Raw genomic sequence first — 23,917 nt, 5'->3', positions numbered from 1 at the left:
TCGGGTGGCGGGTCAGTCGTGCTTTTTCATCAGGTGCGGAGCCATGGCCAGCTCCAGGGATTGGCGGGCGCGACGGCGGCAGCGGCGCCAGAACCAGACGCCCAGCCACAGGACCAGAAGGCCCACGGCCAGAATGATCGCCGAACCAAGCGGGGTGGCATTCAAGTCGCCCAGCGCGGGCGGGCGGCCCAACAGGCTGGCGGCACCGGCCATGGCCAGCAGGACGCCGAGCGTTGCCAGGAGCGCCGCGATGGCCGCGCCAAAACGAAACCGCCAGTTGCTCGGGCCCTTGGGCCGCAAGCGACGTGCGTCAAAACCATCGGATAACTTCATTCCGATCTTCCTCAGTGGGTATCGGCCCTTCGACCGGAAGATGTTCGGGTTGTTCCTGAGGCTAGGGCAATTGCGGCTAATGAGAGTCTTTTGCGGATGAGCGGCGGACGCGGCCGCTCATCGAGGGCAATCAGATCAAGTCGTGGGTCAGGGCCAGGGTGGCGAAGTTGTCCGCCATGATCGCCATTTCGGTCTGGTGCACGTGCTCGGCGCTCAGGACGCCGCCCTTGTGCGGCAGGTCGCGGGTGGCGCAGGCGTCTTCCACCAGGGTGCAGCGAAAGCCCAGGTTCTTGGCGGCGCGCACGGTGGTGCTGACACTGGAATGGCTCATGAAACCGCAGACGATCAGGTCCAGGGGGCCAAATTCTTCCAGGCGCTTTTTCAATTCGGTGCCATGGAAGGCGCTGGGCAGCAATTTGCCGATGACGGTTTCGTCACCCTGGGGTTCGAGACCTGGAATGAATTCCCCACGTTCGCCCTGTGGATCGAACAGCCCGCCATGGGTGCCCAGGTGCCGCACGTGCACGATCGGCCGGCCGGCGGCACGGGCCGCGCCGAGCAATTGCCTGATGTTCGCAACCGCTGCATCCATGCCACTCAGGGCCAGGGGGCCGGCGAGGTACTCTTTCTGGGCATCGATGATGATCAGGGTCGCTTGACTCAGGTTGGCCGCCGCGTAACCACGGCCGCTGAGTTGAAACATCGTTTTTGGAACGGACATTCTGGGGCTCCTTCGGGTGGGGCTTTTGCGACATTCTCCTCTGGCTGAGCGGTTCTGTGAATCGCTTCCATCGCAAGCGCCGTCGTTGCTGGCCTACAGCCTTGTCAAGATGCCTGTCTTGTTCAATGGGTGGCGCAAAAAACGGAAGGTTCCTACGAGTGCTCCGGCGTTTTTCAGTCGTCCTTGAGGTGCGTTTGGGTGGGGGCGCGTTTGGCTGTTAGACTCGCCAGTCGTTTTTTCTGGAGTTTGCCGCCGTGATCACTTCCCGTCTTCGTACCCTGCGCGACCATATCCGTTGGGCCGTCAGCCGTTTCCATGGGGAGGATCTGTTTTTCGGCCACGGCACTGACAATGCGTGGGATGAAGCCCGCCAACTGGTGTTGGGCGCGTTGCACCTGCCTTGGGAAATGGCCGATAGCTACCTGGATTGCAGCCTGGAAGACGATGAGCTGGTCCATGTGCAGCGCCTGCTGCAACGGCGAATCGCGGAGCGTATCCCGGCGGCCTACCTGCTGGGCGAGGCCTGGTTCTGCGGGATGTCGTTCATTGTCGACGAGCGCGTGCTCATCCCGCGCTCGCCCATCGGTGAGTTGATCGAAAAGCGTTTCGAACCCTGGTTGGCCCAGGCACCGGCACGGATCCTAGACCTGTGCACCGGTTCCGGCTGCATCGGTATCGCCTGTGCCTATGAATTTCCGGAAGCCGAAGTGGTGCTGGCCGACCTGTCGTTCGACGCACTGGAAGTGGCCAACCAGAACATCGAGCGCCACGGCGTCGATGAGCGGGTATTCACTGTCCAGGGCGATGGTTTCGAGGGGCTGCCGGGACAGCGTTTCGATCTGATCGTGTCGAACCCGCCCTACGTCGATGCGGAAGATTTCGCCGACATGCCTCAGGAATACCAGCATGAGCCGGAGTTGGGCCTGGCCTGTGGCGATGATGGTTTGAACCTGGTACGCCGGATGCTGGCCGAGGCGGCCGACCATCTGACCGAGAAGGGGCTGTTGATTGTCGAGGTGGGCAACAGCCAGGTTCATGTCGAGGCGTTGTACCCCGAAGTCGATTTCGCCTGGCTGGATTTCGAACGCGGCGGGCATGGCGTGTTCATGCTCAGCGCCGAGCAGTGCCGCCAGCATCAGGGCTTGTTCGCTTCGCGGGTTTAATGCGGTTTAGGCAGGCTTTGTGGCGAGGGGATTCATCCCCGCTGGGTTGCGAAGCAGCCCTGAAACCAGGCAACTCGGTGCCTCAGAAAGATTGAGTTGAGACTGCATGGGCTGCTTCGCAGCCCAGCGGGGATGAATCCCCTCGCCACAGATATATTCCAAGTCATTGCCCCGGAAAAGAGCCGGTACTCAGTGCCGCGTCGCAATCCAGATCAGCAAGCCCGCCTGGAACATGGCAAACGCCACCAGGCAGGTGATGGTGAAGCGCAGGCCGGTGTCTTCGCGCTTGAACTTGTTGACCTTTTCCTCCTGCTGCTTGAGTTTGACCTCCTGTTCCGCAAGGTTCTGCTCGGCCTGTTGCAGCATCTGCGCGGCTTCGAGGATTTCCACGAACTGCAGCTTTTCGGTATTCCAGTCTCCTTTCAGGTCGCCGACCTGGGCGTCCTTGACGCTGCCCTTGAGGTGCTGGGCATCGGCATACACCACCTCGAAGCCATGGGCTTGCAGGAAGCGGTCGCGACGCAGTCGGGTGTCTTCGTTCAGCGCGTCCTTGTTGTTCAGGTCGGTGCCGTCCACCCGGTAGCTTGACCAGCGTTTCTTGGCCCACGTAATGGCCTGGGCCGCGAGGAAGCGGCCGATGCCACGGTTCATGGGCTCCATCTGCAGGCTGTCCGGGGAAAAATGCAGGCGCTTTTCGACGTGATCGGCCCAGACGTCCAGGTGGTTCTGTTCCTTGCGCACGCGCTGGCCCGGCAACTGGATACTCATGCGCAACAAGCTGCGTTCCTTGCTATGGCGCTCGGCGTAGCTGAATTCGACAAACCGCAGCGGCCGCGCGCCCGTGGCACGGTCCGTCTTGAGCGGGGCCAGCCGGAGCATCTTGTGGTGCTCGGCTTGCACGTCCGCCCAAGGCAGCTCCGCCGCCGGTGTGGCGGGCGTTTCGGCGGTGGTGTCGGGTGAAGTTTCAGTCTCAGTCATAACGGCGAAATCCTGTCCTGGCCGGCTCGTCGGCAGCCAATGCGCTGTCCGACACCGGTCTATCGGCCACTTTTTCCAAGACTGGAGGGCTAAAAGCGTTTAACGGGTCGTTATCGAGTCAATAAAGGCCAGGATATGAGTGCCGAGCGCCGCCGCCAGGGGCAGGTCGGGGTTCTTGTAAGACGCCAGTTGCCGTTTCTCGTCGTTGGGCACGATACGCATCACGTGGTTCATGCCCTCGATCAGGGCCAGCTTGGCGTCGGGTTTGGCCGCCTTCAATTGCCGGGCGTCATCGACGCTGACCTGGATGTCGTGACTGCCCTGGATGATCAGGGCTGGCACTTTCAGCGCGGCGAATGCCCGGGCCGGGTCCTGGCGGAACAGCGAGATCAGGTACGGCTGCACGCTGGGGCGGAAAATGAACTGCAACGGCGCTGGCACGTTCGCATCGACGCGACCGGCCTTGAGGCTGTCCAGCAGTTCATTGCTGCGCAACATCAGCTGCGGAGGCAGACGGCTGCCCAGTTGCTGGCGTAGCACCTGGTCGATAGGCCGGGCGCTGCCGGCCACCGAGATGACCGCTGCCGCACTGGTCTGGGGGGCGGCGAGGCTGGCGATCAGCGCGCCCTCGCTGTGCCCCAGCAGAATCAACGGGCCCAGCCGTGGGTCGGCGGCCAGCTTGTGACTCCAGGCCACGGCGTCGGCCACATAGGCCTCGACACTCAGGTCGCGTTCGTCCGGTGTCGCGGCCAGGCTGGCGGCCACGCCGCGCTTGTCATACCGCACGCTGGCAATGTTGTGTTTGGCCAGCACCCAGGCCAGGCGTTTGAGGCTGTCATTGCGTCCGCCCTCGGGGTTATTGCCGTCGCGATCCGTAGGACCGGACCCGGAAATGATCAGGACAACCGGCACCGGCGTGTCGGATTTTGGCAGTAACAGTGAACCGAAGAGTTCCCCATGGCCGGTATCGAGGCTGATCGGTCTTAGCAGGACCGTCGCCTGGGCCAGGCTGGAAAACAGGCCGATGAACAGGGTAAGGCTCAGGACACGCAGGTTTAGCATCATCACGCCACTGGTTACGAAGGTGCCGGTTGGACTGGCGGTCACCGATAAGGTTCGAGGATGAACTACGCAGTTAGCCTGCGTATACTGGCGCCCATCACGAATCCCAGATTGAGTTTCTCAGCGATTTCACGGAGCACCCTGCATGTCCGGCAATACCTACGGCAAGCTGTTCACCGTCACCACCGCGGGCGAAAGCCATGGCCCGGCGTTGGTCGCCATTGTCGACGGCTGCCCGCCGGGCCTGGAGATTTCCCTGGAGGACCTGCAGCGTGATCTGGATCGCCGCAAGCCCGGTACCAGCCGCCACACCACTCAGCGCCAGGAAGCCGATGAAGTCGAGATCCTGTCCGGCGTGTTCGAAGGCCGCACCACCGGTTGCGCCATCGGCCTGCTGATCCGCAACACCGACCAGAAGTCCAAGGACTACTCGGCCATCAAGGACCTGTTCCGCCCGGCCCATGCCGACTACACCTACCACCACAAGTACGGTGAGCGCGACTACCGTGGCGGCGGTCGCAGTTCGGCCCGGGAAACCGCGATGCGCGTGGCCGCCGGGGCGATTGCCAAGAAATACCTGGCCAGCCAGGGCATCGTGATTCGTGGCTACATGAGCCAGTTGGGCCCTATCGAAATCCCGTTCAAGACTTGGGATTCGGTGGAGCAGAACGCCTTTTTCTGCCCCGACCCGGACAAAGTGCCAGAGCTTGAGGCCTACATGGATCAATTGCGCCGGGACCAGGATTCGGTGGGCGCGAAGATCACCGTGGTGGCCGAAGGGGTGATGCCCGGCCTTGGCGAGCCGATTTTCGACCGCCTCGACGCCGAACTGGCCCACGCACTGATGAGCATCAACGCGGTGAAAGGCGTGGAAATCGGTGCCGGTTTCGCCTGCGTCGCCCAGCGTGGCACCGAGCACCGCGACGAACTGACCCCGCAGGGTTTCCTCAGCAACAACGCCGGCGGCATCCTGGGCGGCATTTCCTCGGGCCAGCCGATCGTGGCGCACCTGGCCTTGAAACCGACGTCCAGCATCACTACGCCGGGCCGCTCCATCGATACTCAGGGCAACCCGGTGGAAGTCATCACCAAGGGCCGTCACGACCCGTGCGTCGGCATCCGTGCCACGCCGATCGCCGAGGCGATGATGGCGATCGTGTTGATGGATCACCTGTTGCGCCATCGCGGCCAGAACGCCGATGTAAGGGTCAGCACCCCGGTGCTGGGTCAGCTTTGATGGCTGACCTGCCGACCGCCGTGGCCTGACGACCATGGCGGCACTGCCGTACTGGCGGCTTTCCAGCTTCTATCTGTTCTATTTCGCCTTGCTCGGTTCGACGGCGCCGTTCCTGGCGCTGTATTTCGATCACCTGGGATTCAACGCGGCACGCATCGGCGAGCTCGTCGCGATTCCCATGTTGATGCGCTGCGTAGCGCCGAATATCTGGGGCTGGCTGGGGGATTACACAGGGCAGCGCCTGGCGATCGTGCGGTTCGGCGCGGTCTGTACGTTGCTGACCTTTTCCCTGATCTTCATCGACAAGAGCTACGCCTGGCTGGCGATGGTCATGGCGTTGCACGCGTTCTTCTGGCACGCGGTGCTGCCGCAGTTCGAAGTCATCACCCTGGCCCACCTGAGCGGGCAGGCCTCGCGCTACAGCCAGATCCGCCTGTGGGGCTCCATCGGTTTCATCATCGCCGTGGTCGTGCTGGGCCGGTTGTTCGAATGGCTGAGCCTGGACATCTACCCGCTGGCGCTGGTGCTGATCATGGGGGGCATCGTGCTCGCCAGCTTCTGGGTGCCCAATGCCCAGCCGGTGCAGGGGCCGCGGGTGACGGGCGACGGGTTCCTGCGCCAGTTGCGCAACCCCGGTGTGCTGGCCTTCTACGCTTGCGTCGGCCTGATGCAGATGAGCCACGGGCCGTATTACACCTTCCTGACGCTGCACCTTGAACGGCTGGGTTACAGCCGTGGGGTGATCGGCGTGCTGTGGGCCGTCGGCGTGGTGGCGGAAGTCCTGGTGTTCCTGGTGATGAGCCGGATCCTGGCGCGGTTTTCCGTGCGACGGGTGCTGCTGGCGAGTTTCCTGCTGGCGGCGTTGCGTTGGTTGCTGCTGGGATCATTGGCCGAATTTCTCTGGGTACTGCTGTTTGCCCAGGTGCTGCATGCGGCGACCTTCGGCAGCTTTCACGCCGCTGCCATCCATTTCGTGCAACGTAGCTTCGGCTCCCGCCAGCAAGGCCAGGGCCAGGCGCTGTATGCCGCGCTGGCCGGCACGGGCGGGGCATTGGGCGCGTTGTACTCCGGCTACAGCTGGAACGCCTTGGGCGCCACCTGGACTTTCAGCATCGCCAGCGTCGCAGCTTTCGCTGCAGCCGTTATCATTGCCACACGTATGCAAGAGGACAGGCCATGAGCCTTACCCGTGAACAGCTTGCCCGGGAAATCATCGATGCCGGGCGTTTTCTGTATGGCCGCGGTTGGTCCCCGGCCACCAGCAGCAATTATTCCACCCGTCTTGCCCCTGACCAGGCCTTGCTCACCGTGTCTGGCAAGCACAAGGGGCAGTTGGGCGTTGATGATGTGCTGGCCACTGACCTGGATGGCAACAGCCTGGAACCGGGCAAGAAACCTTCCGCCGAAACCCTGCTGCACACCCAGCTCTATCGCTGGCGCCCGGAGATCGGTGCGGTGCTGCACACCCATTCGGTGAACGCCACGGTGCTGTCGCGCCTGACTAACGAGGCGTTCATCGATTTCGAAGACTATGAACTGCAAAAAGCCTTCAGCGGCGTGTCGACACACGAGTCCCGGGTGCGTGTGCCGATTTTCGACAACGACCAGGACATCGCCCGCCTGGCCGCCAAGGTACAGCCGTGGCTCGCCGAGCATCCCGATTGCGTGGGTTACCTGATCCGTGGCCACGGCCTGTATACCTGGGGGGCACGCATGAGTGATGCGTTGCGCCAGATCGAGGCGTTCGAGTTCCTGTTCGAGTGCGAGCTGAAAACCCGCGCACTCCTGAACCGTTAATTTGCTGGAGTCATTGCCATGAGCAGCCTGTCCGTTTACCACGTCTCAAGTCCTGACATCCCGAACAAGGTGTTGACCCACTTTGAAGACATCGCCGCGACCCTGGCCGAACAAGGGGTTCGCTTCGACCGTTGGGAGGCCGCGATGAAAATCCAGCCTGGCGCGACCCAGGACGAAGTCATCGCCGCCTATCGGAGCCAGATCGATCAATTGATGACCGAGCGCGGCTACATCACGGTCGATGTCATCAGCCTCAACAGCGATCATCCGCAAAAGGCCGAGTTGCGCGCCAAGTTCCTCGATGAACACCGTCACGGCGAGGACGAAGTCCGCTTTTTCGTCGCCGGGCGTGGTCTGTTTACTCTGCACATTGATGATTACGTCTACGCCGTGTTGTGCGAAAAGAACGACCTGATCTCCGTACCTGCCGGTACACCGCACTGGTTCGACATGGGCGAGCACCCGCACTTCGTTGCCATTCGCCTGTTCAACAACCCGGAAGGCTGGGTCGCCAAGTTCACCGGCGACGACATCGCCAGCCGTTTCCCACGCCTGGAGGACTGAGCCCGTGTCGATCAAAGCCATACTCACCGACATCGAAGGCACCACCAGCGCGGTGAGTTTCGTCTTCGACGTGCTGTTTCCCTACGCGGCGAAGCATTTGCCGGCATTTGTCCGTCAGCACGCCGACCGCGGCGACGTAGCCGAGCAACTGGCTGCGGTGCGCCAGGACAGTGGCGAGCCGGAGGCAGACATCGAGCGGGTCATCGCGATTTTGCTGGGCTGGATTGCCGAAGACCGCAAGGCCACGCCACTCAAGGCGTTGCAGGGAATGGTCTGGGAGCAGGGGTATCAGGCCGGGCAATTGAAAGGACACGTGTACCCGGATGCGGTAGAGGCCCTCAAGCGCTGGCATCAGGCTGGCTATGGGCTCTATGTGTATTCATCGGGGTCGATCCAGGCGCAGAAGCTGATCTTCGGCTGTTCGGAAGCCGGTGACCTGTCGCCACTGTTCAGCGGTTACTTCGACACCACCTCAGGGCCCAAGCGCGAGGTCCAATCCTATCAGCGGATCAGCCAAGCCATGGGCATTGCGCCGGACGAGATCCTGTTCCTGTCGGACATCGTCCAGGAACTGGATGCGGCCCAGGGGGCTGGCATGGCGACGTGTGGATTGGCTCGAGAGGGGGGGAGTTACCTGGACATCTCACCGTGAAGAGTTTTGCCGACATAAACCCCGAGGGTTTCTGAGGACCACCGCAAATCCTGTGGCGAGGGGATTCATCCCCGTTGGGCTGCGAAGCAGCCCCATGCAGTCAACTCAATCTGCCTGGTGCACCGAGTTGCCTGGTTTCAGGGCTGCTTTGCAGCCCAGCGGGGATGAATCCCCTCGCCACAAAAGCTCAACCGTTAGAACTTCGGCATCAAGCGCTGTGGTACGTCGGCAGCGCGAAGCGATGCTGGCTTTGCAGCATAGCGATCTGCGGCAGCTCGCTGGCCTGTTCAGCCAAGTCACGACGGATAGCACTGATCACCCAGGACAATTGGTCCCCTGCATGCAGCTGGGCGTAGGAAATCGAGCGTTTGAACTGTTTGCCTTCGCTATTGCGCAATGTCAGCAGGATGCCGCCGTCCGGGCGAGCTTGTGTAGTCACTTCGTAGTTGGAAAACAGGGACGCGAACTTCTCTTGAATCATATTCATATGACTGCTCCTTGGTGGTGGCAAACCGTGGAGGAGAAGTTGCACTGACCATGCCAGCATTGGATCCGCTTTAAATCCTTTTAAAAACAACAAGTTATATTTTTTGTGTTTTTTCGCTTTCGTGCATCTTGCATGAATAGTCATCGTGCATCCTGCATTTTGCGTGGTCAGGCAATCATTTTTGGAACCAAATCGATTTCTGACGCTCATGTCTCGCCTGTTCCCGGCGGTGGATACAAAACATTGCAAAAACCGCGTGTACAGCGCGGCAACCGCTGGGTACTTTCGACCGAACATCGCTGCCAGCCTGAGCGCAGGAACCGAGACCCGCAGGTCGAACAGGGAGTTTCATGAGTCGTATACCCAGCGACGCCATTACCTGGGGCATGATGCTGCGCAAGCTGCCTGCCCTCGCCAGCGTCGTTCCCCGGATCGTCAAGGGTCGCAAGCTCGCCTATGTCCGGGACCCGGCCCAACCCTGCGGCCTGGGCTGGAGCTTCGAACAGGCCACGCAACGCAATCCCCAGGGTCCGGCATTGCTCTGCGGCGACATGGCCTTGAGTTATGCACAGGTCAACGAGCAGGCTAATCGCATCGCCCATTACTGGTTGGCGCAGGGCATCGGCAAGGGCGACTGCATCGCGATCTTTCTCGAAAACCGTCCACACCTGCTGATCACGCTGCTGGCGGTGGCGAAGGTCGGGGCGGTCAGCGCCATGCTCAACACCTCGCAAACGGGGGATGCGCTGGTCCATAGCCTGGCGTTGGTTGCGCCGGTCGCGGTCGTGGTGGGGGATGAGCGGGTCCCGGCTTTCGAGGAAGTGCGCGGCCGCACCGCGCTGTCGAGCGCGCGCACCTGGTGGCTGGCGGACGAGCAAGGCGCCGCTGTCCCTCGGGGTTTCGTCGACTTGCTGGGAAACAGTGATGGCTATCCTGGTGAAAACCCGGCCACCAGCCAGCAGGTGTTTTTCAACGACCCGTGTTTTTACCTCTACACCTCGGGCACCACCGGGTTGCCCAAGGCCGTGATATTCCGTCACGGGCGCTGGACGCGCACGTCCACCCACCTTGGCCTGATTGCCCTGGACATGCGGCCCGACGACGTCCTCTATTGCCCCTTGCCCCTGTATCACGCCACGGGCCTGTGCGTTTGTTGGGGAGCGGCGATTTGTGGCGCGTCGGGTTTTGCGATCCGGCGCACGTTCAGCGCCGGCCGGTTCTGGAGCGATGTACGCCGTTATCGGGTGACCACGCTGGGTTATGCGGGGGAGCTGTGCCGCTACCTGATCGACCAGCCCGCCAGCGTTGAAGACCGGTGCCATGGGGTGAAGAAGATGATCGGCAATGGCCTGCGGCCGGGCGCGTGGGCTGCGTTCAAGACCCGCTTCGGTGTCGAGCACATCTGTGAGTCGTACGCGGCCAGCGACGGCAATATCGGCTTCACCAACCTACTGAATTTCGACAATACCGTCGGTTTTTCCCTGACGGGCTGGGCGCTGGTGCAGTACGACCATGGCAGCGGGAGGCCGTTGCGCAACCTGCAAGGGCGAATGCAGAAAGTGCCGAAGGGCCAGCCGGGCCTGCTGCTGGCCCGGATCGATGACCAGGCGCCCTTGGATGGCTACACCGACCCAGTCCGGACCGAAGAGGCTATCTGCCGGGATGTCTTCGCCCCTGGCGACCGTTACTTCAACACCGGTGACCTGCTGCGTGACCTCGGCTTTGGCCACGGGCAATTCGTCGATCGTCTCGGCGACACCTACCGCTGGAAGGGCAAAAACGTTTCCACGACACAGGTCGAGAATGTCTTGCTGCAGCATCCGCAAGTGGCTGAGGCGGTGGCCTATGGGGTGGAGATCAACGGCAGCGATGGGCGCGCCGGCATGGCGGCGATCACCCCGTCCGAATCGTTGGCAACCCTTGATTTCGGCGAGCTGCTGCAGTTTCTGCAAGCCAGGCTGCCGGCCTGTGCGGTGCCGCTGTTCCTGCGCATCAAAGTGAAAATGGACATCACCGGCACCTTCAAATACCACAAGACCCGGCTCAGGCGCGAAGCCTTCGACCCCTGCGTCATGGGCGACGAGCCGGTCTACGCCTGGTTGCCCGGCAGCAGGACCTACGTGCGGGTCGACCGCCAGTTGGCGACGCAGATCCAGGGTGGGCAGTTCGACTATTGATTCTGGCTATGACGGGTACTGAGAAAAAGGGGATGACAGGCCCTGCGCCGCTCGGGAAACTAGCCGCATTCTCGAAGACTCAAGTGGAGTACCCCATGTCCGATACAAGCCGCCAGATGACCCCGGAAGAGGCCGCGGAATTTGCCGAACAGGTGTTCAACGTGGCGCGCCAGGGTGACGCCGCCATGATGGCGGCCTTGCTGAGCAAAGGCTTGCCGCCCAACCTGCGTAACCACAAGGGCGACACCTTGTTGATGCTGGCCGCTTATCACGGGCACGTGGAAACGGTGAAAGTACTGCTGGAACACAAGGCCGACCCGGAAATCCGCAACGACAACGGCCAGAGCCCGATTGCCGGCGCGGCGTTCAAGGGCGACCTGGCGGTGGTCTCGGCGCTGGTGGACGGTGGCGCACAGGTGGAAGGTGCCTCCTTCGACGGTCGCACGGCGCTGATGATGGCGGCGATGTTCAACCGGGTGGCGATCGTCGACTACCTGATCGGCAAAGGCGCGGACCCGAAGGCGAAGGACGCCAACGGCGCCTCGGCCCTGGACGCGGCCCGGACCATGGGCGCGGCGGATACCACGGCGCAGTTGGAGAAGTTGTTGGGTTGATATCTTTTACGAGTACGGCTCTTCAGTCTGCAATACCTTGTGGCGAGGGGATTTATCCCCGCTGGGGCGCGAAGCGGCCCCACAACCTGACAACTCGGTGTTCAGGTTATCTGGAGGGGCTGCTTCGCAGCCCAGCGGGGATAAATCCCCTCGCCACAAAAGCATTGATGCAGCGGGTCTGTTTCAGTCCCTGGCCGGGTGTGATCGGGTATCCTGCGTGCCCTTGAATTTCATTGCCACAGGATTCGCCCATGAAAGCCGCACTCGTCGAACTTATCAGCAAAATCAGCTCCGGCTGCCTGGGCGATGCCGACATTGACAGGATTGCCGACGAAGCGGCCCAGGCCTATGCCGATCCGGCGGCTTTCCTGACGGCCAACCCGGACATCAACTACGACGACACCTTTCCGATCCCCTTGGGCGAATGGGTGGTCGTCGGCAGTTTGCCGGACACCGTGCTGTTCCAGGCTGACACCTATGTGCAGTTGTTCGAGCAGATTGTCGCGTCTTTCGGCCCCGGCGTGGCGTTCAACCTCAAGCCCAAGCAACTGGCGAAAACCGAGGCCCTGACGGCGCTCAACCGCATCCAGATCCAGATGAGCAGCCTGAACAAGGAAAACGGCGGCTATGTGCTGATGAACTTCAGCCAGTTGCTCGACGATGAATTGCAGATGGTGCTGGTGTACGGCAACGACGTGCCGCGGGTGCTGGAGTTGTGCGCGCAAGCCGGCATTGCCACCGCCCCCGCCCTGGAAGCCCTCAAGGTCGCGATCCACGTCTGAAGCAATAAAACGGAACCCTCGTCGGGGCCGACTATCCTAAGTGTGCATGCCATCACTTGGGAGCGACACCATGGGTTCCACCTTCAACGGCCTGGTTGGCCTGATCATCCTGGCGCTCGATATCTGGGCGATCATCAATGTGCTCAAGAGTGGCGCGGAAACCGGGATGAAAATCCTCTGGGTACTGCTGATCCTGCTGTTGCCGGTATTGGGCCTGATCATCTGGGCGATTGCCGGGCCGCGAGGCAACGTGCGGATTTGACGACGCTTGCGCTGTACCCGGCAGGCTTTGCTCGCCGGGCCTCTATCGATTACGCCGCCGCCAACGCGTGTTTCTGTGACGTGCCAAGAAAGCGCAGCAGGGCCAGCAGCGGGAAGGCGCTGCCGATGATCACGACCCACAACCAACCGCCATGCTCGTACACCGCACTGGCAATCGATGAGCCGAAGGCACCGCCGACGAAGATGCTGGTCATGTACAGGGCATTGAGACGGCCGCGGCTTTTGGCATCCAGGGCATAGATGGTGCGCTGGCCCAGCACCATGTTCATCTGCACACAAAAGTCCAATACCACGCCCGTGACAGCCAGGCCGATGACGCTGTAGAGCGGATGGATGAACGCTGGCAGGAAACTCAGGCTGGCGAACAGCATCGCCAGCAGCGAGGCGATGCGGGTGTGACCGGCGTCGGCCAGTCGACCGGCAATGGGGGCAGCGATGGCGCCAATGGCACCGACCAGGGCGAACAGGGCAATCTCGGTCTGGGACAGCCCATGGTTACGCGCCAGCTCCAGGGGCACGGCGGTCCAGAACAGGCTGAACGTGGCGAACATGCAGGCCTGGTAAAACGCCCGTTGGCGCAGCAGCGGTTGTTGTCGCAGCAAAGTGCCGAGAGAACCCAGCAGTTGCCTGTAGGTGGCACTGTGGTCAGGTTGGCGCTTGGGCACGGTGAACGCCAGGACAAGGCTGATCACCGCCATCAATGCCGCCGCAATCATGAACATCGCGCGCCAGCCGAAGTGATCGGCCACCACGCTGGACACCGGCCGTGCCAGCAGGATCCCCAGCAGCAGCCCTCCCATGATCCCGCCGACCACTCGACCCCGGGACGCTTCCGGCGTGAGATGCGCGGCGAGGGGAATCAGGACTTGCACCGACACTGAACTGAACCCCACCAGCAGCGAAACCAACAGGAACACATTCGGTTGATCGGTGAACGCCGCGCCCAACAGGCTGGCAATCGCCACGAGGGTGGTGAGGATCATCAACCGGCGGTTTTCCAGCAGGTCGCCCAGCGGCACCAGGAAGAACAGGCCCAGGGCGTAACCGATCTGGGTCAGCGAGACGATCAGGCTGGCCATGGTGCTGGACAGGCCGACATCGGGGGCGATCAGGTCGATGATGGGTTGGGCGTAATAGATGTTCGCAACGATGGCGCCGCAGCAGAAGGCGAACAGCAGGACCATGCCTCGGGTCAGGGCGGGGGAGTTGGCGGTCATGGGTTTCCGTCAATGACTAGTAAGGATTGCGGGCAAGGCTAAAGGCTGTGCCGGCTTTGGGGTAGTCGCCTGGATTGATAACAACCATGTCCGGGATTGATGCGACTGTGGGAGCGAGCAGGCTCGCTCCCACAGGTTTTTGTGTGGCCTGGAAAGTGGCGTTTATTGCCCGTTGTAGATCTGGTCGAAAATCCCACCGTCATTGAAGTGCGTCTTCTGCACGGTGCGCCAGTCGCCGAAGGTTTTTTCTACCGACAGGAAATCCACTTTCGGGAAGCGGTCGGTGTATTTGGCCAGGATGGCTGGGTCCCGCGGACGCAGGTAGTTGGCGGCGGCGATTTCCTGGCCTTCGGGCGACCACAGGTACTTGAGGTACGCCTCGGCGGCGTCGCGGGAGCCTTTTTTATCCACAACCTTGTCCACCACGCTGACCGGAGGCTCGGCTTCGGCGGACACGCTTGGGTAGACCACTTCGAACTGGTCGCGACCGAACTCGCGGGCGATCATCTCGGCTTCGTTTTCAAAGGTCACCAGCACGTCGCCGATCTGGTTGGTCATGAACGTGGTCGTCGCGGCACGACCGCCAGTGTCCAGCACAGGTGCCTGCTTGAACAGCTTGCCGACGAAGTCCTTGGCCTTGGTTTCATCGCCGCCGTTCTTCAGCACATAGCCCCAGGCCGACAGATAGGTGTAGCGGCCGTTACCGGAGGTCTTCGGGTTGGGCACGATCACCTGCACGCCGTCCTTGAGCAGGTCGGGCCAGTCTTTCAGGGCCTTAGGGTTGCCCTTGCGCACGATGAACACCGTGGCCGAGGTGAACGGGGCGCTGTGGTTCGGCAGGCGGCTGACCCAGTCCTCGGGCACCAGTTTGCCGTTGTCCGCCAGGGCGTTGATGTCGGTGGCCATGTTCATGGTGATAACATCCGCCGGCAACCCGTCGATGACCGAGCGCGCCTGCTTGCTCGAGCCGCCGAAGGACATCTGCACGGTGATGTTCTCGTTGTGCTCGGCCTGCCAGTGCTTCTGGAAGGCGGCGTTGTAATCCTTGTAGAAGTCGCGCATCACGTCGTAGGACACGTTGAGCAGCGTCGGTGCGGCGTGGGCCAGGCTGCCGAAGGTCAGGCCGGCGGCGAGAAGAGTGGCGCCAAAAAAGTTCTTCACTGCGAATTCCTTTTTTATAGGGAAGGAGATGCCGGGCAAACTAGCCGCAAGCTCATAGGTCTTCAAGCATTTAAAAGTACTTTGCTTATTCCAATTTCTTAAACAGCGCGTTGCCACAACGGGAGCAGAAAGCCGCCGCCTGTTCATGGCTGTTTTTACTGCACACCGGGCAATCGTGATTGAGTTGGTCACCGCGCATGGCGGTGGCCAGTTCCGCGGTGAAGATACCGGTGGGCACCGCGATGATCGAGTAACCGGTGATCATCACCAGGGATGAAACCACCTGGCCCAAGGGCGTCTTGGGCACGATATCGCCGAAGCCCACGGTGGTCAGCGTCACGATCGCCCAGTAGATGCCCTTGGGAATGCTGGTGAAGCCATGCGCCGGGCCTTCGATGACGTACATCAGCGTGCCGAACACCGTCACCAGGGTGGAGACGCTGACCAGGAACACGATGATCTTCTGCTTGCTGCCGCGCAGCGCCGCCATCAGGTAATTGGCTTGCTTCAGGTAAGGGCTGAGCTTGAGCACCCGGAAGATCCGCAGCATCCGGATGATCCGAATGATCAGCAGGTACTGGGCATCGCTGTAATACAGCGCCAGGATACCCGGCACGATCGCCAGCAGATCCACCAGGCCGTAGAAACTGAACGCATAGCGCAGGGGCTTGGGCGAGCAATACAGGCGCAGGCCGTACTCGACGATGAAGACGAAGGTGAAACCCCATTCGATCCCGGCCAACACGCCCGCGTAGTTCTTGTGCACGCTGTCGATGCTGTCGAGCATCACGATCACCAGGCTGGCAAGGATGATCAACAGCAGCGTACTGTCGAAGCGTCGACCGGCCACGGTGTCGGTCTGGAAAATCATGATGTAGAGGCGTTTACGCCAATTGTCGGTGCTGTCCATAACCTTCGCCTGATTCAGAGTCAGCGAAGCCTAGGGCGATTGCCCCGCAGAGCGCAAGGCGCGGTGTCGCGTCTGGCTGGATGCCACGTTCGAACCGTGGCGCGGACCAGCCAGCCGGCGAGGATGAAAGGGGCGGTCAGCGGTGCCAGGCCGAGGGCGGCGAACCCGGGTGTGAGCAGTATCGCCAGGAGGATGCCCGCGAGCGGCAGCCAGGGTGAGCGTCGCGTTTGGCTGAGCGCCAGCGCCACCAGGGCCGGGTTATAGCCAGCCAGCCCTGACAGGGCGGCTGCATTCTCATGATGCAATAAGGCGAAGGCCAGGCCGGCAACGGAACCGAACAATGCCCAGCGTGCGGCGCGAGGGTTGGTCAGCAGCAGGCCGGTCGCAATCAGCGCTCCGGCCAACGGTTGGTCGAGAAACACGATCTGGCCCAATCCATTCAAGCAACCGGTGAGCAGGTTGGGCATTGTCAGTTCGACTGTCAGTGGGGGCGGATGCAGCGGGGCGAATCCCAGCAGTAACCAGCCCAGCCCCACGAAGGGCGCTGTGTAGGCGGGCAGGCAGCGCGGGCCACGGGTGCGCTTGAGCCATTGCTGGGTCAGCATCGCACTGAGGCCGCCGCCCGCGATGATCAGCGGCGGCAGCAAGACGGACCAGGGCAAGACCAGGCCCGACAGCAACCCCAGCAGGATGCCGTTGTAGCTGAACAGCCCGGCCTGGCGATCCGCCTTGGGGTAATCGCGTCGCTGGGCCGTGAGTAGCCCGGCCACGCCGCCCAGCAACGCCCACCCGAACAGAGCCGGCGCGCTGAACAGGATCGCCAGCAGGCACAACAGGCCGCACAGCGGATGACGTTGGAGGAAGATCTGGCTGAAGCCGTTGAGCAGGGCGGTGGCCCAGTCGGGGCAGTGGGTATTGGGCATGGCTGGGTGGTATGTCTGATGGATCGAGTCGAGCCCATCGCGAGCAGGCTCGCTCCCACAAAGAGCGACGCAATCCCTGTGGGAGCGAGCCTGCTCGCGATGGGGGCCGTACAAGCGCTAGATCAACGTCTCGATGCGCAACGAATTGGTCGACCCCGGCTGCCCGAACGGCACGCCCGCCGTGATCAACAGCGTATCGCCGCGTTGCGCCATGCCTTGGGCCTGGGCAATTTCCAGGGCGGTGGAACATACTTCATCCACCTGCCGCAGCCGATCGTTGACCACGGAGTGCACGCCCCAGGCCACCGTCAAGCGGCGGGCGGCTTGAAGGTTCGGCGTAAGGTTGAGGATCGGCACCGTCGGCCGTTCCCGCGCGGCTCGCAGGCTGGAGCTGCCCGATTCGCTGTAGTTCACCAGCACCGCCACCGGCAGGACGTTGCTGATGCGACGGATCGCACAACTGATGGCGTCCGACACCGTGGCCTCGGCTTTTGGTCGGCTGACGTCCAGTTGGGCCTGGTAATCCGGGCCGTTTTCGACCTGGCGGATGATCTTGCTCATCATCTGCACGGCTTCGAGGGGGTAGTCGCCCGACGCGGTTTCCGCCGACAGCATCACCGCATCGGCGCCTTCTGCCACGGCGTTGGCGACGTCGGTGACCTCGGCCCGGGTGGGGGCCGGGGAGAAGCGCATCGACTCCAGCATCTGGGTCGCCACCACTACCGGTTTGCCGAGGGCGCGGCAGGTGCCGATGATGTTCTTCTGGATCTGCGGCACGCTCTCGGCCGGCACTTCAACGCCCAGGTCGCCACGGGCAACCATGATCGCGTCGCTCAACTCGGCGATTTCCCGCAGTTGGGCCACCGCCGACGGTTTCTCGATCTTGGCCATCAGGAACGCCTTGTCGCCAATCAGTGCACGGGCTTCGCGAATGTCTTCGGGACGTTGGACGAACGACAGCGCCACCCAGTCCACGCCCAATTCCAGGCCGAAGTTCAGGTCGCGACGGTCCTTGGCGGTCAGAGGGCTCAGGTCGAGCACCGCTTGGGGCACGTTTACGCCTTTGCGGTCCGACAGTTCGCCACCGTTGAGCACTTCGGTGTCGATGGCATCGCTATGCCGGGCAGTCACCCGCAGGCGCAGCTTGCCGTCATCCAGCAACAGATCCATGCCCGGCTCCAGGGCCGCGATGATTTCCGGGTGGGGCAGGTTGACCCGGCGTTGATCGCCGGGCGTTGGGTCCAGGTCCAGGCGCAGGGCCTGGCCGCGTTGCAGCAGGACCTTGCCGTCAGCGAATCTGCCGACCCGCAGTTTCGGGCCTTGCAGGTCCATCAGGATACCCAGCGGATAGTTGAGCCGCTGCTCCACTTCGCGAATCCACTGGTAGCGCTGGGCATGGTCGGCGTGATCGCCGTGGCTGAAGTTCAGGCGGAAGATGTTCACCCCGGCCCGCACCAGCTCATGGATGTCGTCGATCCCGCGGGTGGCGGGGCCGAGGGTGGCGAGGATCTTGACCTTTTTGTCAGGCGTCATGGGTGGGGTTCTCGAGTATCAGGATGGCGCGGAAGTCGTTGACGTTGGTGCGGGTCGGCTCGGTGACGATCAACCCATCCAGCGCGGCGAAATAGCCGTAGCCGTTGTTGTTGTCCAGCTCGTCGCTGGCGCTCAGGCCCAGCTCGGCGGCGCGGCGGTAGCTGCCTGGGGTCATGATGGCGCCAGCGTTGTCTTCGGAACCGTCGATGCCGTCGGTGTCGCCGGCCAGTGCATAAATACCGGGGTGGCCCTTGAGGTTGTCGGTCAGGCTCAACAGGAATTCGGCATTGCGACCGCCTCGGCCGTGGCCGCGCACGGTCACCGTGGTTTCGCCGCCGGACAGGATCACGCATGGTGCCGCCAGCGGCTGGCCGTACCGGGCGATTTGCCGGGCGATGCCGGCATGGACTTTCGCCACTTCCCGCGACTCGCCCTCCAGGTCGCCAAGGATCAGCGGGCTGAAGCCGGCCTGGCGGGCTTTCACCGCAGCTGCTTCCAGGGATTGCTGGGGGCGGGCGATCAATTGGAAATGACTGCGGGCCAGGCTCGGGTCGCCGGGCTTGACGGTTTCCGACTCCGCGCTGCGCAGCCAGGCGTGCACCGACGCCGGGACCTCGATGCCGTAGCGCTGGAGGATCGCCAGGGCTTCGGCCGATGTGCTGGGGTCGGCCACGGTGGGGCCGGATGCGATGACGGTGGCGAGGTCGCCCGGCACATCGGAAATCGCATAGGTGTAGACCGTCGCTGGCCAGCAGGCCTTGCCCAGGCGTCCGCCCTTGATTGCCGAAAGGTGCTTGCGCACGCAGTTCATCTCGCCGATGGTGGCGCCGGATTTGAGCAAGGCTTTGTTGATCGCCTGCTTGTCGGCCAGGGTGATGCCGGCCGCCGGCAGCGCCAGCAACGCCGAGCCACCGCCGGACAACAGGAAGATCACCCGGTCGTCTTCCGTCAGGTTGCTGACTAACGCCAGCACCCGTTCGGCCACCGCCAGGCCGGCCGCGTCAGGTACGGGGTGGGCGGCTTCCACCACCTCGATTTTCTGGCAAGGCGCGCCATGGCCGTAGCGGGTCACCACCAGGCCGCTGACCTCGCCCTGCCAGCAACGCTCGACTACCTGCGCCATCGCGGCGGCGGCCTTGCCGGCGCCGATGACAATCACCCGGCCGCTGCGGTCGGCTGGCAGATACTGTTCAAGGACGTGCTGCGGATGGGCCGCGTCGATGGCTGCGGCAAACAGCTCGCGGAGCAATTGTTGCGGATCGACCGACATGGCGGGCTCCCGATTCTTATTATTGGATTGATGCGATCTTCTGTGGGAGCGAGCCTGCTCGCGATAGCGATGCTTCAGTCACAGCCTTATCGACTGTGAAACAGCCATCGCGAGCAGGCTCGCTCCCACAGGGAAACACCGGGCTCAGTTATAGCGAATCGAGAAATTCGCCATGTGTTCCAACCCCTTGATCAGCGCCGAGTGATCCCAATTACTGCCGCCGATGGCTGCGCAGGTGCTGAACACTTGCTGGGCGTTGGCGGTGTTGGGCAGGTTGATGTTCAGTTCCCGTGCACCTTGCAAGGCCAGGTTCAGGTCCTTCTGGTGCAGGCTGATGCGGAAGCCCGGATCGAAGGTGCCTTTGATCATGCGCTCGCCGTGCACTTCCAGGATCTTCGACGAAGCAAAACCACCCATCAGCGCTTCGCGGACCTTGGCCGGATCGGCGCCGTTCTTCGACGCGAACAGCAGGGCTTCGGCCACGGCCTGGATGTTCAGCGCGACGATGATCTGGTTGGCAACCTTGGCGGTCTGGCCGTCGCCGTTGCCGCCCACCAGGGTGATGTTCTTGCCCATGGCCTGGAACAGCGGCAGGACGCGTTCAAACGCGCTGCTGTCACCACCGACCATGATGCTCAGGGTTGCGGCCTTGGCGCCGACTTCGCCACCGGACACCGGGGCATCGAGATACTGCGCGCCTTTCTCATTGATCTTCGCTGCGAATGCCTTGGTGGCGGTGGGGGAGATCGAACTCATGTCGATCACCACCTTGCCCGAACCCAGGCCCGCCGCGACGCCGTCGGCGCGGAACAGCACGTCATCGACCTGGGGCGTGTCCGGGACCATGACGATGATGATCTCGGCTTCCTGGGCGACTTCCTTCGGGTTGGCCAGGGCCACTGCGCCGCCGGCCAGCAGATCGGCGGGAGCCGGGTCGTGATGTTGGGACAGGAACAGGCTGTGCCCGGCCTTTTGCAGGTTCAGTGCCATGGGGTGACCCATGATGCCGGTGCCGATGAATCCGATTTTAGCCATGGGAGAATCCTCTTGTTTTGTTGCTGCTTCAGGCAAATGAAGAACTGCTTTTATGTGGGAGCGAGCTTCTGTGGGAGCAAGGCTTGCCCGCGATAACATCGGCTCGGTACCAGGATGAACCGAGGTGCCTGCATCGCGGGCAAGCCTTGCTCCCACACGGGCCCGCTCCCACAGGAGTGCATTTCAGATTGCGTTATGGGTTTTCAGCCAGTTCAGGCCCGCTTCGGTGGTGGTCAGCGGCTTGTATTCGCAGCCGACCCAACCGGAGTAACCGATGCGGTCCAGGTGTTCGAACAGGAAGCGATAGTTGATCTCGCCGGTGCCCGGTTCGTTGCGCCCCGGGTTGTCCGCCAGTTGCACATGGTTGATCTCGCCCAGGTGCGCCGACAGGGTCCGGGCCAGGTCTCCTTCCATGATCTGCATGTGGTAGATGTCGTACTGCAGGAACAGATTGGTGCTGCCCACCTGCTCGCGGATCGACAGGGCCTGGGCGGTGTTGTTCAGGTAGAAACCGGGGATGTCGCGGGTATTGATGGCTTCCATCACCAACTTGATGCCCTTGGCTTGCAGCTTCTCGGCGGCGTACTTCAGGTTGGCGACGAAGGTTTTGCGCACCAGGGCTTCGTCGCAATTGTGCGGGCAAATCCCGGCCAGGCAGTTGACCTGGGTGTTGCCCAGCACTTGGGCGTAGGCGATCGCCAGGTCGACGCCGGCGCGGAACTCCTCGACCCGGTCCGGCAGGCAGGCGATGCCACGTTCGCCCTTGGCCCAGTCACCGGCCGGCAGGTTGAACAGCACTTGGGTCAGGCCGTTAGCGTCGAGCAGGGCCTTGAGTTCGGCGGAGCTGTAGTCGTAGGGGAACAGGTATTCGACACCCGTGAAACCGGCCTTGGCGGCCGCTTCGAAACGGGCGAGGAAATCCTGCTCGGTAAACAGCATGGACAGGTTGGCGGCGAAACGCGGCATGACAGTCTCCTATGAATATTCTGAAGCCGTTGTGAGAATGGGCCTCTGTGGGAGCAAGGCTTGCCCGCGATAACATCGCCTCGGTATCAAGATGAACCGAGGCGCCTACATCGCGGGCAAGCCTTGCTCCCACACGAGCCCGCTCCCACAGGGTCAATCGAGCAACGAAATGGCCGTCGGCGCGTCGTTGCCCACCAGTGCCAGGTCTTCGAATTCGTTGACGGCGTTGATCTCGGTGCCCATGGAGATATTGGTCACCCGCTCCAGGATGACCTCGACGATCACCGGCACCCGGAACTCCTCGATCATTTCCTGGGCCTTGCGCAACGCCGGCTGGATGGCGGACGGTTCGAACACCCGCAGCGCTTTGCAACCCAGGCCCTCGGCGACGGCGACGTGGTCCACCCCATAGCCGTTGAGTTCCGGCGCGTTGAGGTTGTCGAAGGACAGCTGTACGCAGTAGTCCATGTCGAACCCGCGTTGTGCCTGGCGAATCAGGCCCAGGTAGGAGTTGTTCACCACGACGTGGATGTACGGCAGTTTGAACTGCGCACCCACGGCCAGTTCTTCGATCATGAACTGGAAGTCGTAGTCCCCCGACAAGGCCACGACCTTGCGGCTCGGATCAGCCTTGACCACCCCCAGCGCGGCCGGAATGGTCCAGCCCAACGGACCGGCCTGGCCGCAGTTGATCCAGTGGCGTGGCTTGTAGACGTGCAGGAACTGCGCCCCGGCGATCTGCGACAGGCCGATGGTGCTGACGTAGCAAGTGTCCTTGCCGAACACCTGGTTCATTTCTTCGTACACGCGCTGGGGCTTGACCGGCACGTTGTCGAAATGCGTCTTGCGTTGCAGGCTGGCCTTGCGCTGCTGGCAGTCCTGCAGCCAGGCGCTGCGGTTCTTCAGTTTGCCGGCGGCCTGCCATTCACGAGCGACTTCGATGAACACCGTCAGTGCCGAAGCGGCGTCGGAGACAATGCCCAGGTCCGGGGTGAACACGCGGCCGATCTGGGTCGGTTCGATGTCCACGTGAATGAACCGACGACCTTCGGTGTAGACATCCACCGAACCGGTGTGGCGGTTGGCCCAGCGGTTGCCGACACCCAGCACCAGGTCCGACTTGAGCAGCGTCGCGTTGCCGTAGCGGTGGGATGTCTGCAGGCCGACCATGCCGACCATCAGCGGGTGGTCATCCGCAATTGTGCCCCAGCCCATCAGCGTGGGGATCACCGGGATACCGGTCAGCTCGGCGAATTCCACCAGCAGCTCGCTGGCATCGGCGTTGATGATACCGCCACCGGCCACGAGCAAAGGGCGTTCGGCCTGATCGAGCATCGCCAGGGCTTTCTCGACCTGCGCACGGTTGGCCGCAGGCTTGGCCAGCGGCAGCGGCTGGTAGGTGTCGATGTCGAACTCGATTTCCGCCATCTGTACGTCGAAGGGCAGGTCAATCAATACCGGGCCGGGGCGGCCGGAGCGCATCTCAAAGAACGCCTTCTGAAACGCGTAGGGCACCTGGCCCGGTTCCAGGACGGTGGTGGCCCACTTGGTCACCGGTTTGACGATGCTGGTGATGTCCACCGCTTGGAAGTCTTCCTTGTGCAGGCGGGCGCGGGGAGCCTGCCCGGTGATGCACAGGATTGGGATCGAGTCGGCCGAGGCGCTGTAGAGCCCGGTGACCATGTCGGTGCCGGCCGGGCCCGATGTGCCGATGCAGACGCCGATGTTGCCAGCCTTGGTGCGGGTGTAACCCTCAGCCATGTGCGAGGCGCCTTCAACGTGGCGCGCGAGGACATGATCGATGCCACCCACTTTCTGTAGGGCGGAATACAGCGGGTTGATCGCCGCACCCGGAATACCGAAGGCGGTGTCCACGCCTTCACGGCGCATCACCAGAACGGCGGCTTCGATTGCTCTCATTTTGCTCATGGTTTTGTGCCTCTTACGTTTTGTAATTGTATACAAGTGGCTTTTCGGCGAGTTTATTCACGGCGAATGGTGCAGGTCAATCCTTTTCCTCAAGTGCCTGTTTCATTCGTCGGAAGGCCGATAA

The 23,917-nt window shown here is 62.4% G+C and carries 23 protein-coding genes and 1 pseudogene; 10 read left to right on the top strand and 14 right to left on the bottom strand.

Annotation, left to right across the window (positions count from 1 at the left end; all coding sequences use genetic code 11):
• Nucleotides 1–12: 12 nt before the first annotated feature.
• Together PCOSP_RS21475 and PCOSP_RS21470 are read right to left on the bottom strand one after the other, a co-directional pair.
• Entirely contained in the window at nt 13–333 is a 321-nt protein-coding gene (locus tag PCOSP_RS21475; RefSeq protein WP_139648980.1) for a hypothetical protein, read from the bottom strand.
• Between the two features lie 130 nt (nt 334–463).
• Nucleotides 464–1,054 (bottom strand): cysteine hydrolase family protein, encoded by a 591-nt coding sequence (locus tag PCOSP_RS21470; protein ID WP_041021549.1) that lies wholly within the window; start codon nt 1,052–1,054, stop codon nt 464–466.
• 254 nt (nt 1,055–1,308) lie between these two features.
• On the opposite strand from PCOSP_RS21470, the gene prmB reads away from it, so the two are divergent.
• A complete protein-coding gene (gene prmB / locus PCOSP_RS21465; RefSeq protein WP_139648982.1) occupies nt 1,309–2,217 on the top strand; it encodes a 50S ribosomal protein L3 N(5)-glutamine methyltransferase in 909 nt (302 codons plus the stop codon).
• A 189-nt stretch (nt 2,218–2,406) separates the two neighbouring features.
• On the opposite strand, the gene PCOSP_RS21460 is transcribed toward prmB, so the two are convergent.
• On the bottom strand, nt 2,407–3,195 hold the full coding sequence (locus PCOSP_RS21460) for an N-acetyltransferase (RefSeq protein WP_047698906.1): 789 nt from the start codon (nt 3,193–3,195) through the stop codon (nt 2,407–2,409).
• Nucleotides 3,196–3,294: 99 nt separating this feature from the next.
• Nucleotides 3,295–4,260 (bottom strand): alpha/beta hydrolase, encoded by a 966-nt coding sequence (locus PCOSP_RS21455; RefSeq protein ID WP_464711981.1) that lies wholly within the window; start codon nt 4,258–4,260, stop codon nt 3,295–3,297.
• A 142-nt stretch (nt 4,261–4,402) separates the two neighbouring features.
• On the opposite strand from PCOSP_RS21455, the gene aroC reads away from it, so the two are divergent.
• From aroC to mtnC, 5 genes and pseudogenes are all read left to right on the top strand, one after another.
• A complete protein-coding gene (aroC, locus tag PCOSP_RS21450; RefSeq protein WP_139648985.1) occupies nt 4,403–5,494 on the top strand; it encodes a chorismate synthase in 1,092 nt (363 codons plus the stop codon).
• A gap of 34 nt (nt 5,495–5,528) precedes the next feature.
• Entirely contained in the window at nt 5,529–6,674 is a 1,146-nt protein-coding gene (locus PCOSP_RS21445; protein WP_464709486.1) for an MFS transporter, read from the top strand.
• A complete protein-coding gene (locus PCOSP_RS21440) occupies nt 6,671–7,291 on the top strand; it encodes a methylthioribulose 1-phosphate dehydratase (RefSeq protein WP_139648990.1) in 621 nt (206 codons plus the stop codon). Before PCOSP_RS21445 ends, PCOSP_RS21440 begins: the two co-directional genes overlap by 4 nt.
• Nucleotides 7,292–7,309: 18 nt before the next feature.
• Nucleotides 7,310–7,855, top strand: a complete 546-nt coding sequence (locus tag PCOSP_RS21435) for a 1,2-dihydroxy-3-keto-5-methylthiopentene dioxygenase (RefSeq protein ID WP_139648992.1) — start codon at nt 7,310–7,312, stop codon at nt 7,853–7,855.
• A 4-nt stretch (nt 7,856–7,859) separates the two neighbouring features.
• Nucleotides 7,860–8,542: pseudogene (gene mtnC / locus PCOSP_RS21430) on the top strand (acireductone synthase).
• A gap of 173 nt (nt 8,543–8,715) precedes the next feature.
• Here the strand turns inward: mtnC and PCOSP_RS21425 are convergent.
• A complete protein-coding gene (locus PCOSP_RS21425; RefSeq protein WP_139649123.1) occupies nt 8,716–8,994 on the bottom strand; it encodes a DUF3509 domain-containing protein in 279 nt (92 codons plus the stop codon).
• A gap of 350 nt (nt 8,995–9,344) precedes the next feature.
• Here PCOSP_RS21425 and PCOSP_RS21420 point away from each other — a divergent pair, with 350 nt between their 5' ends.
• The 4 genes from PCOSP_RS21420 to PCOSP_RS21405 all read left to right on the top strand — a co-directional run bounded on the left by PCOSP_RS21420 (nt 9,345) and on the right by PCOSP_RS21405 (nt 12,829).
• Nucleotides 9,345–11,171, top strand: coding sequence for a long-chain-acyl-CoA synthetase (locus tag PCOSP_RS21420; protein ID WP_464709485.1), 1,827 nt, complete (start codon nt 9,345–9,347; stop codon nt 11,169–11,171).
• A 95-nt stretch (nt 11,172–11,266) separates the two neighbouring features.
• On the top strand, nt 11,267–11,785 hold the full coding sequence (locus PCOSP_RS21415; RefSeq protein WP_139648998.1) for an ankyrin repeat domain-containing protein: 519 nt from the start codon (nt 11,267–11,269) through the stop codon (nt 11,783–11,785).
• A gap of 251 nt (nt 11,786–12,036) precedes the next feature.
• Nucleotides 12,037–12,567 carry a hypothetical protein gene (locus PCOSP_RS21410; RefSeq protein ID WP_464709484.1) on the top strand — a complete coding sequence of 177 codons (531 nt, stop codon included), beginning with the start codon at nt 12,037–12,039 and terminating at the stop codon, nt 12,565–12,567.
• Nucleotides 12,568–12,637: 70 nt separating this feature from the next.
• Complete coding sequence (locus PCOSP_RS21405; RefSeq protein WP_003204476.1) at nt 12,638–12,829, top strand: PLDc N-terminal domain-containing protein; 192 nt, start codon at nt 12,638–12,640, stop codon at nt 12,827–12,829.
• A gap of 49 nt (nt 12,830–12,878) precedes the next feature.
• Here the strand turns inward: PCOSP_RS21405 and PCOSP_RS21400 are convergent, their stop codons facing one another.
• The 9 genes from PCOSP_RS21400 to gcl form a co-directional block, all read right to left on the bottom strand.
• A complete protein-coding gene (locus PCOSP_RS21400; RefSeq protein ID WP_464709483.1) occupies nt 12,879–14,066 on the bottom strand; it encodes an MFS transporter in 1,188 nt (395 codons plus the stop codon).
• Nucleotides 14,067–14,228: 162 nt separating this feature from the next.
• On the bottom strand, nt 14,229–15,227 hold the full coding sequence (locus PCOSP_RS21395; protein ID WP_139649004.1) for a sulfate ABC transporter substrate-binding protein: 999 nt from the start codon (nt 15,225–15,227) through the stop codon (nt 14,229–14,231).
• Between the two features lie 85 nt (nt 15,228–15,312).
• Nucleotides 15,313–16,137 (bottom strand): ion transporter, encoded by an 825-nt coding sequence (locus PCOSP_RS21390; RefSeq protein WP_139649006.1) that lies wholly within the window; start codon nt 16,135–16,137, stop codon nt 15,313–15,315.
• A gap of 20 nt (nt 16,138–16,157) precedes the next feature.
• A complete protein-coding gene (locus PCOSP_RS21385; RefSeq protein ID WP_175385764.1) occupies nt 16,158–17,060 on the bottom strand; it encodes an urea transporter in 903 nt (300 codons plus the stop codon).
• 117 nt (nt 17,061–17,177) lie between these two features.
• On the bottom strand, nt 17,178–18,593 hold the full coding sequence (gene pyk / locus PCOSP_RS21380) for a pyruvate kinase (protein ID WP_464709482.1): 1,416 nt from the start codon (nt 18,591–18,593) through the stop codon (nt 17,178–17,180).
• Entirely contained in the window at nt 18,583–19,863 is a 1,281-nt protein-coding gene (locus PCOSP_RS21375) for a glycerate kinase type-2 family protein (protein ID WP_175363172.1), read from the bottom strand. Before PCOSP_RS21375 ends, pyk begins: the two co-directional genes overlap by 11 nt.
• 144 nt (nt 19,864–20,007) lie before the next feature.
• On the bottom strand, nt 20,008–20,898 hold the full coding sequence (locus tag PCOSP_RS21370) for a 2-hydroxy-3-oxopropionate reductase (RefSeq protein ID WP_464709481.1): 891 nt from the start codon (nt 20,896–20,898) through the stop codon (nt 20,008–20,010).
• A gap of 183 nt (nt 20,899–21,081) precedes the next feature.
• Nucleotides 21,082–21,864, bottom strand: coding sequence for a hydroxypyruvate isomerase (hyi, locus tag PCOSP_RS21365; protein ID WP_139649016.1), 783 nt, complete (start codon nt 21,862–21,864; stop codon nt 21,082–21,084).
• Between the two features lie 153 nt (nt 21,865–22,017).
• Nucleotides 22,018–23,793: a glyoxylate carboligase gene (gcl, locus tag PCOSP_RS21360; protein WP_139649018.1), complete on the bottom strand. Its 1,776-nt coding sequence runs from the start codon at nt 23,791–23,793 to the stop codon at nt 22,018–22,020.
• Between the last annotated feature and the right edge of the window lie 124 nt (nt 23,794–23,917).

The sequence above is a fragment of the Pseudomonas sp. MAFF 730105 genome (genome assembly GCF_055380705.1).
The sequence above is the reverse complement of the archived record's forward strand: the minus strand, read 5'-3'. Positions and strand labels throughout refer to the sequence as shown.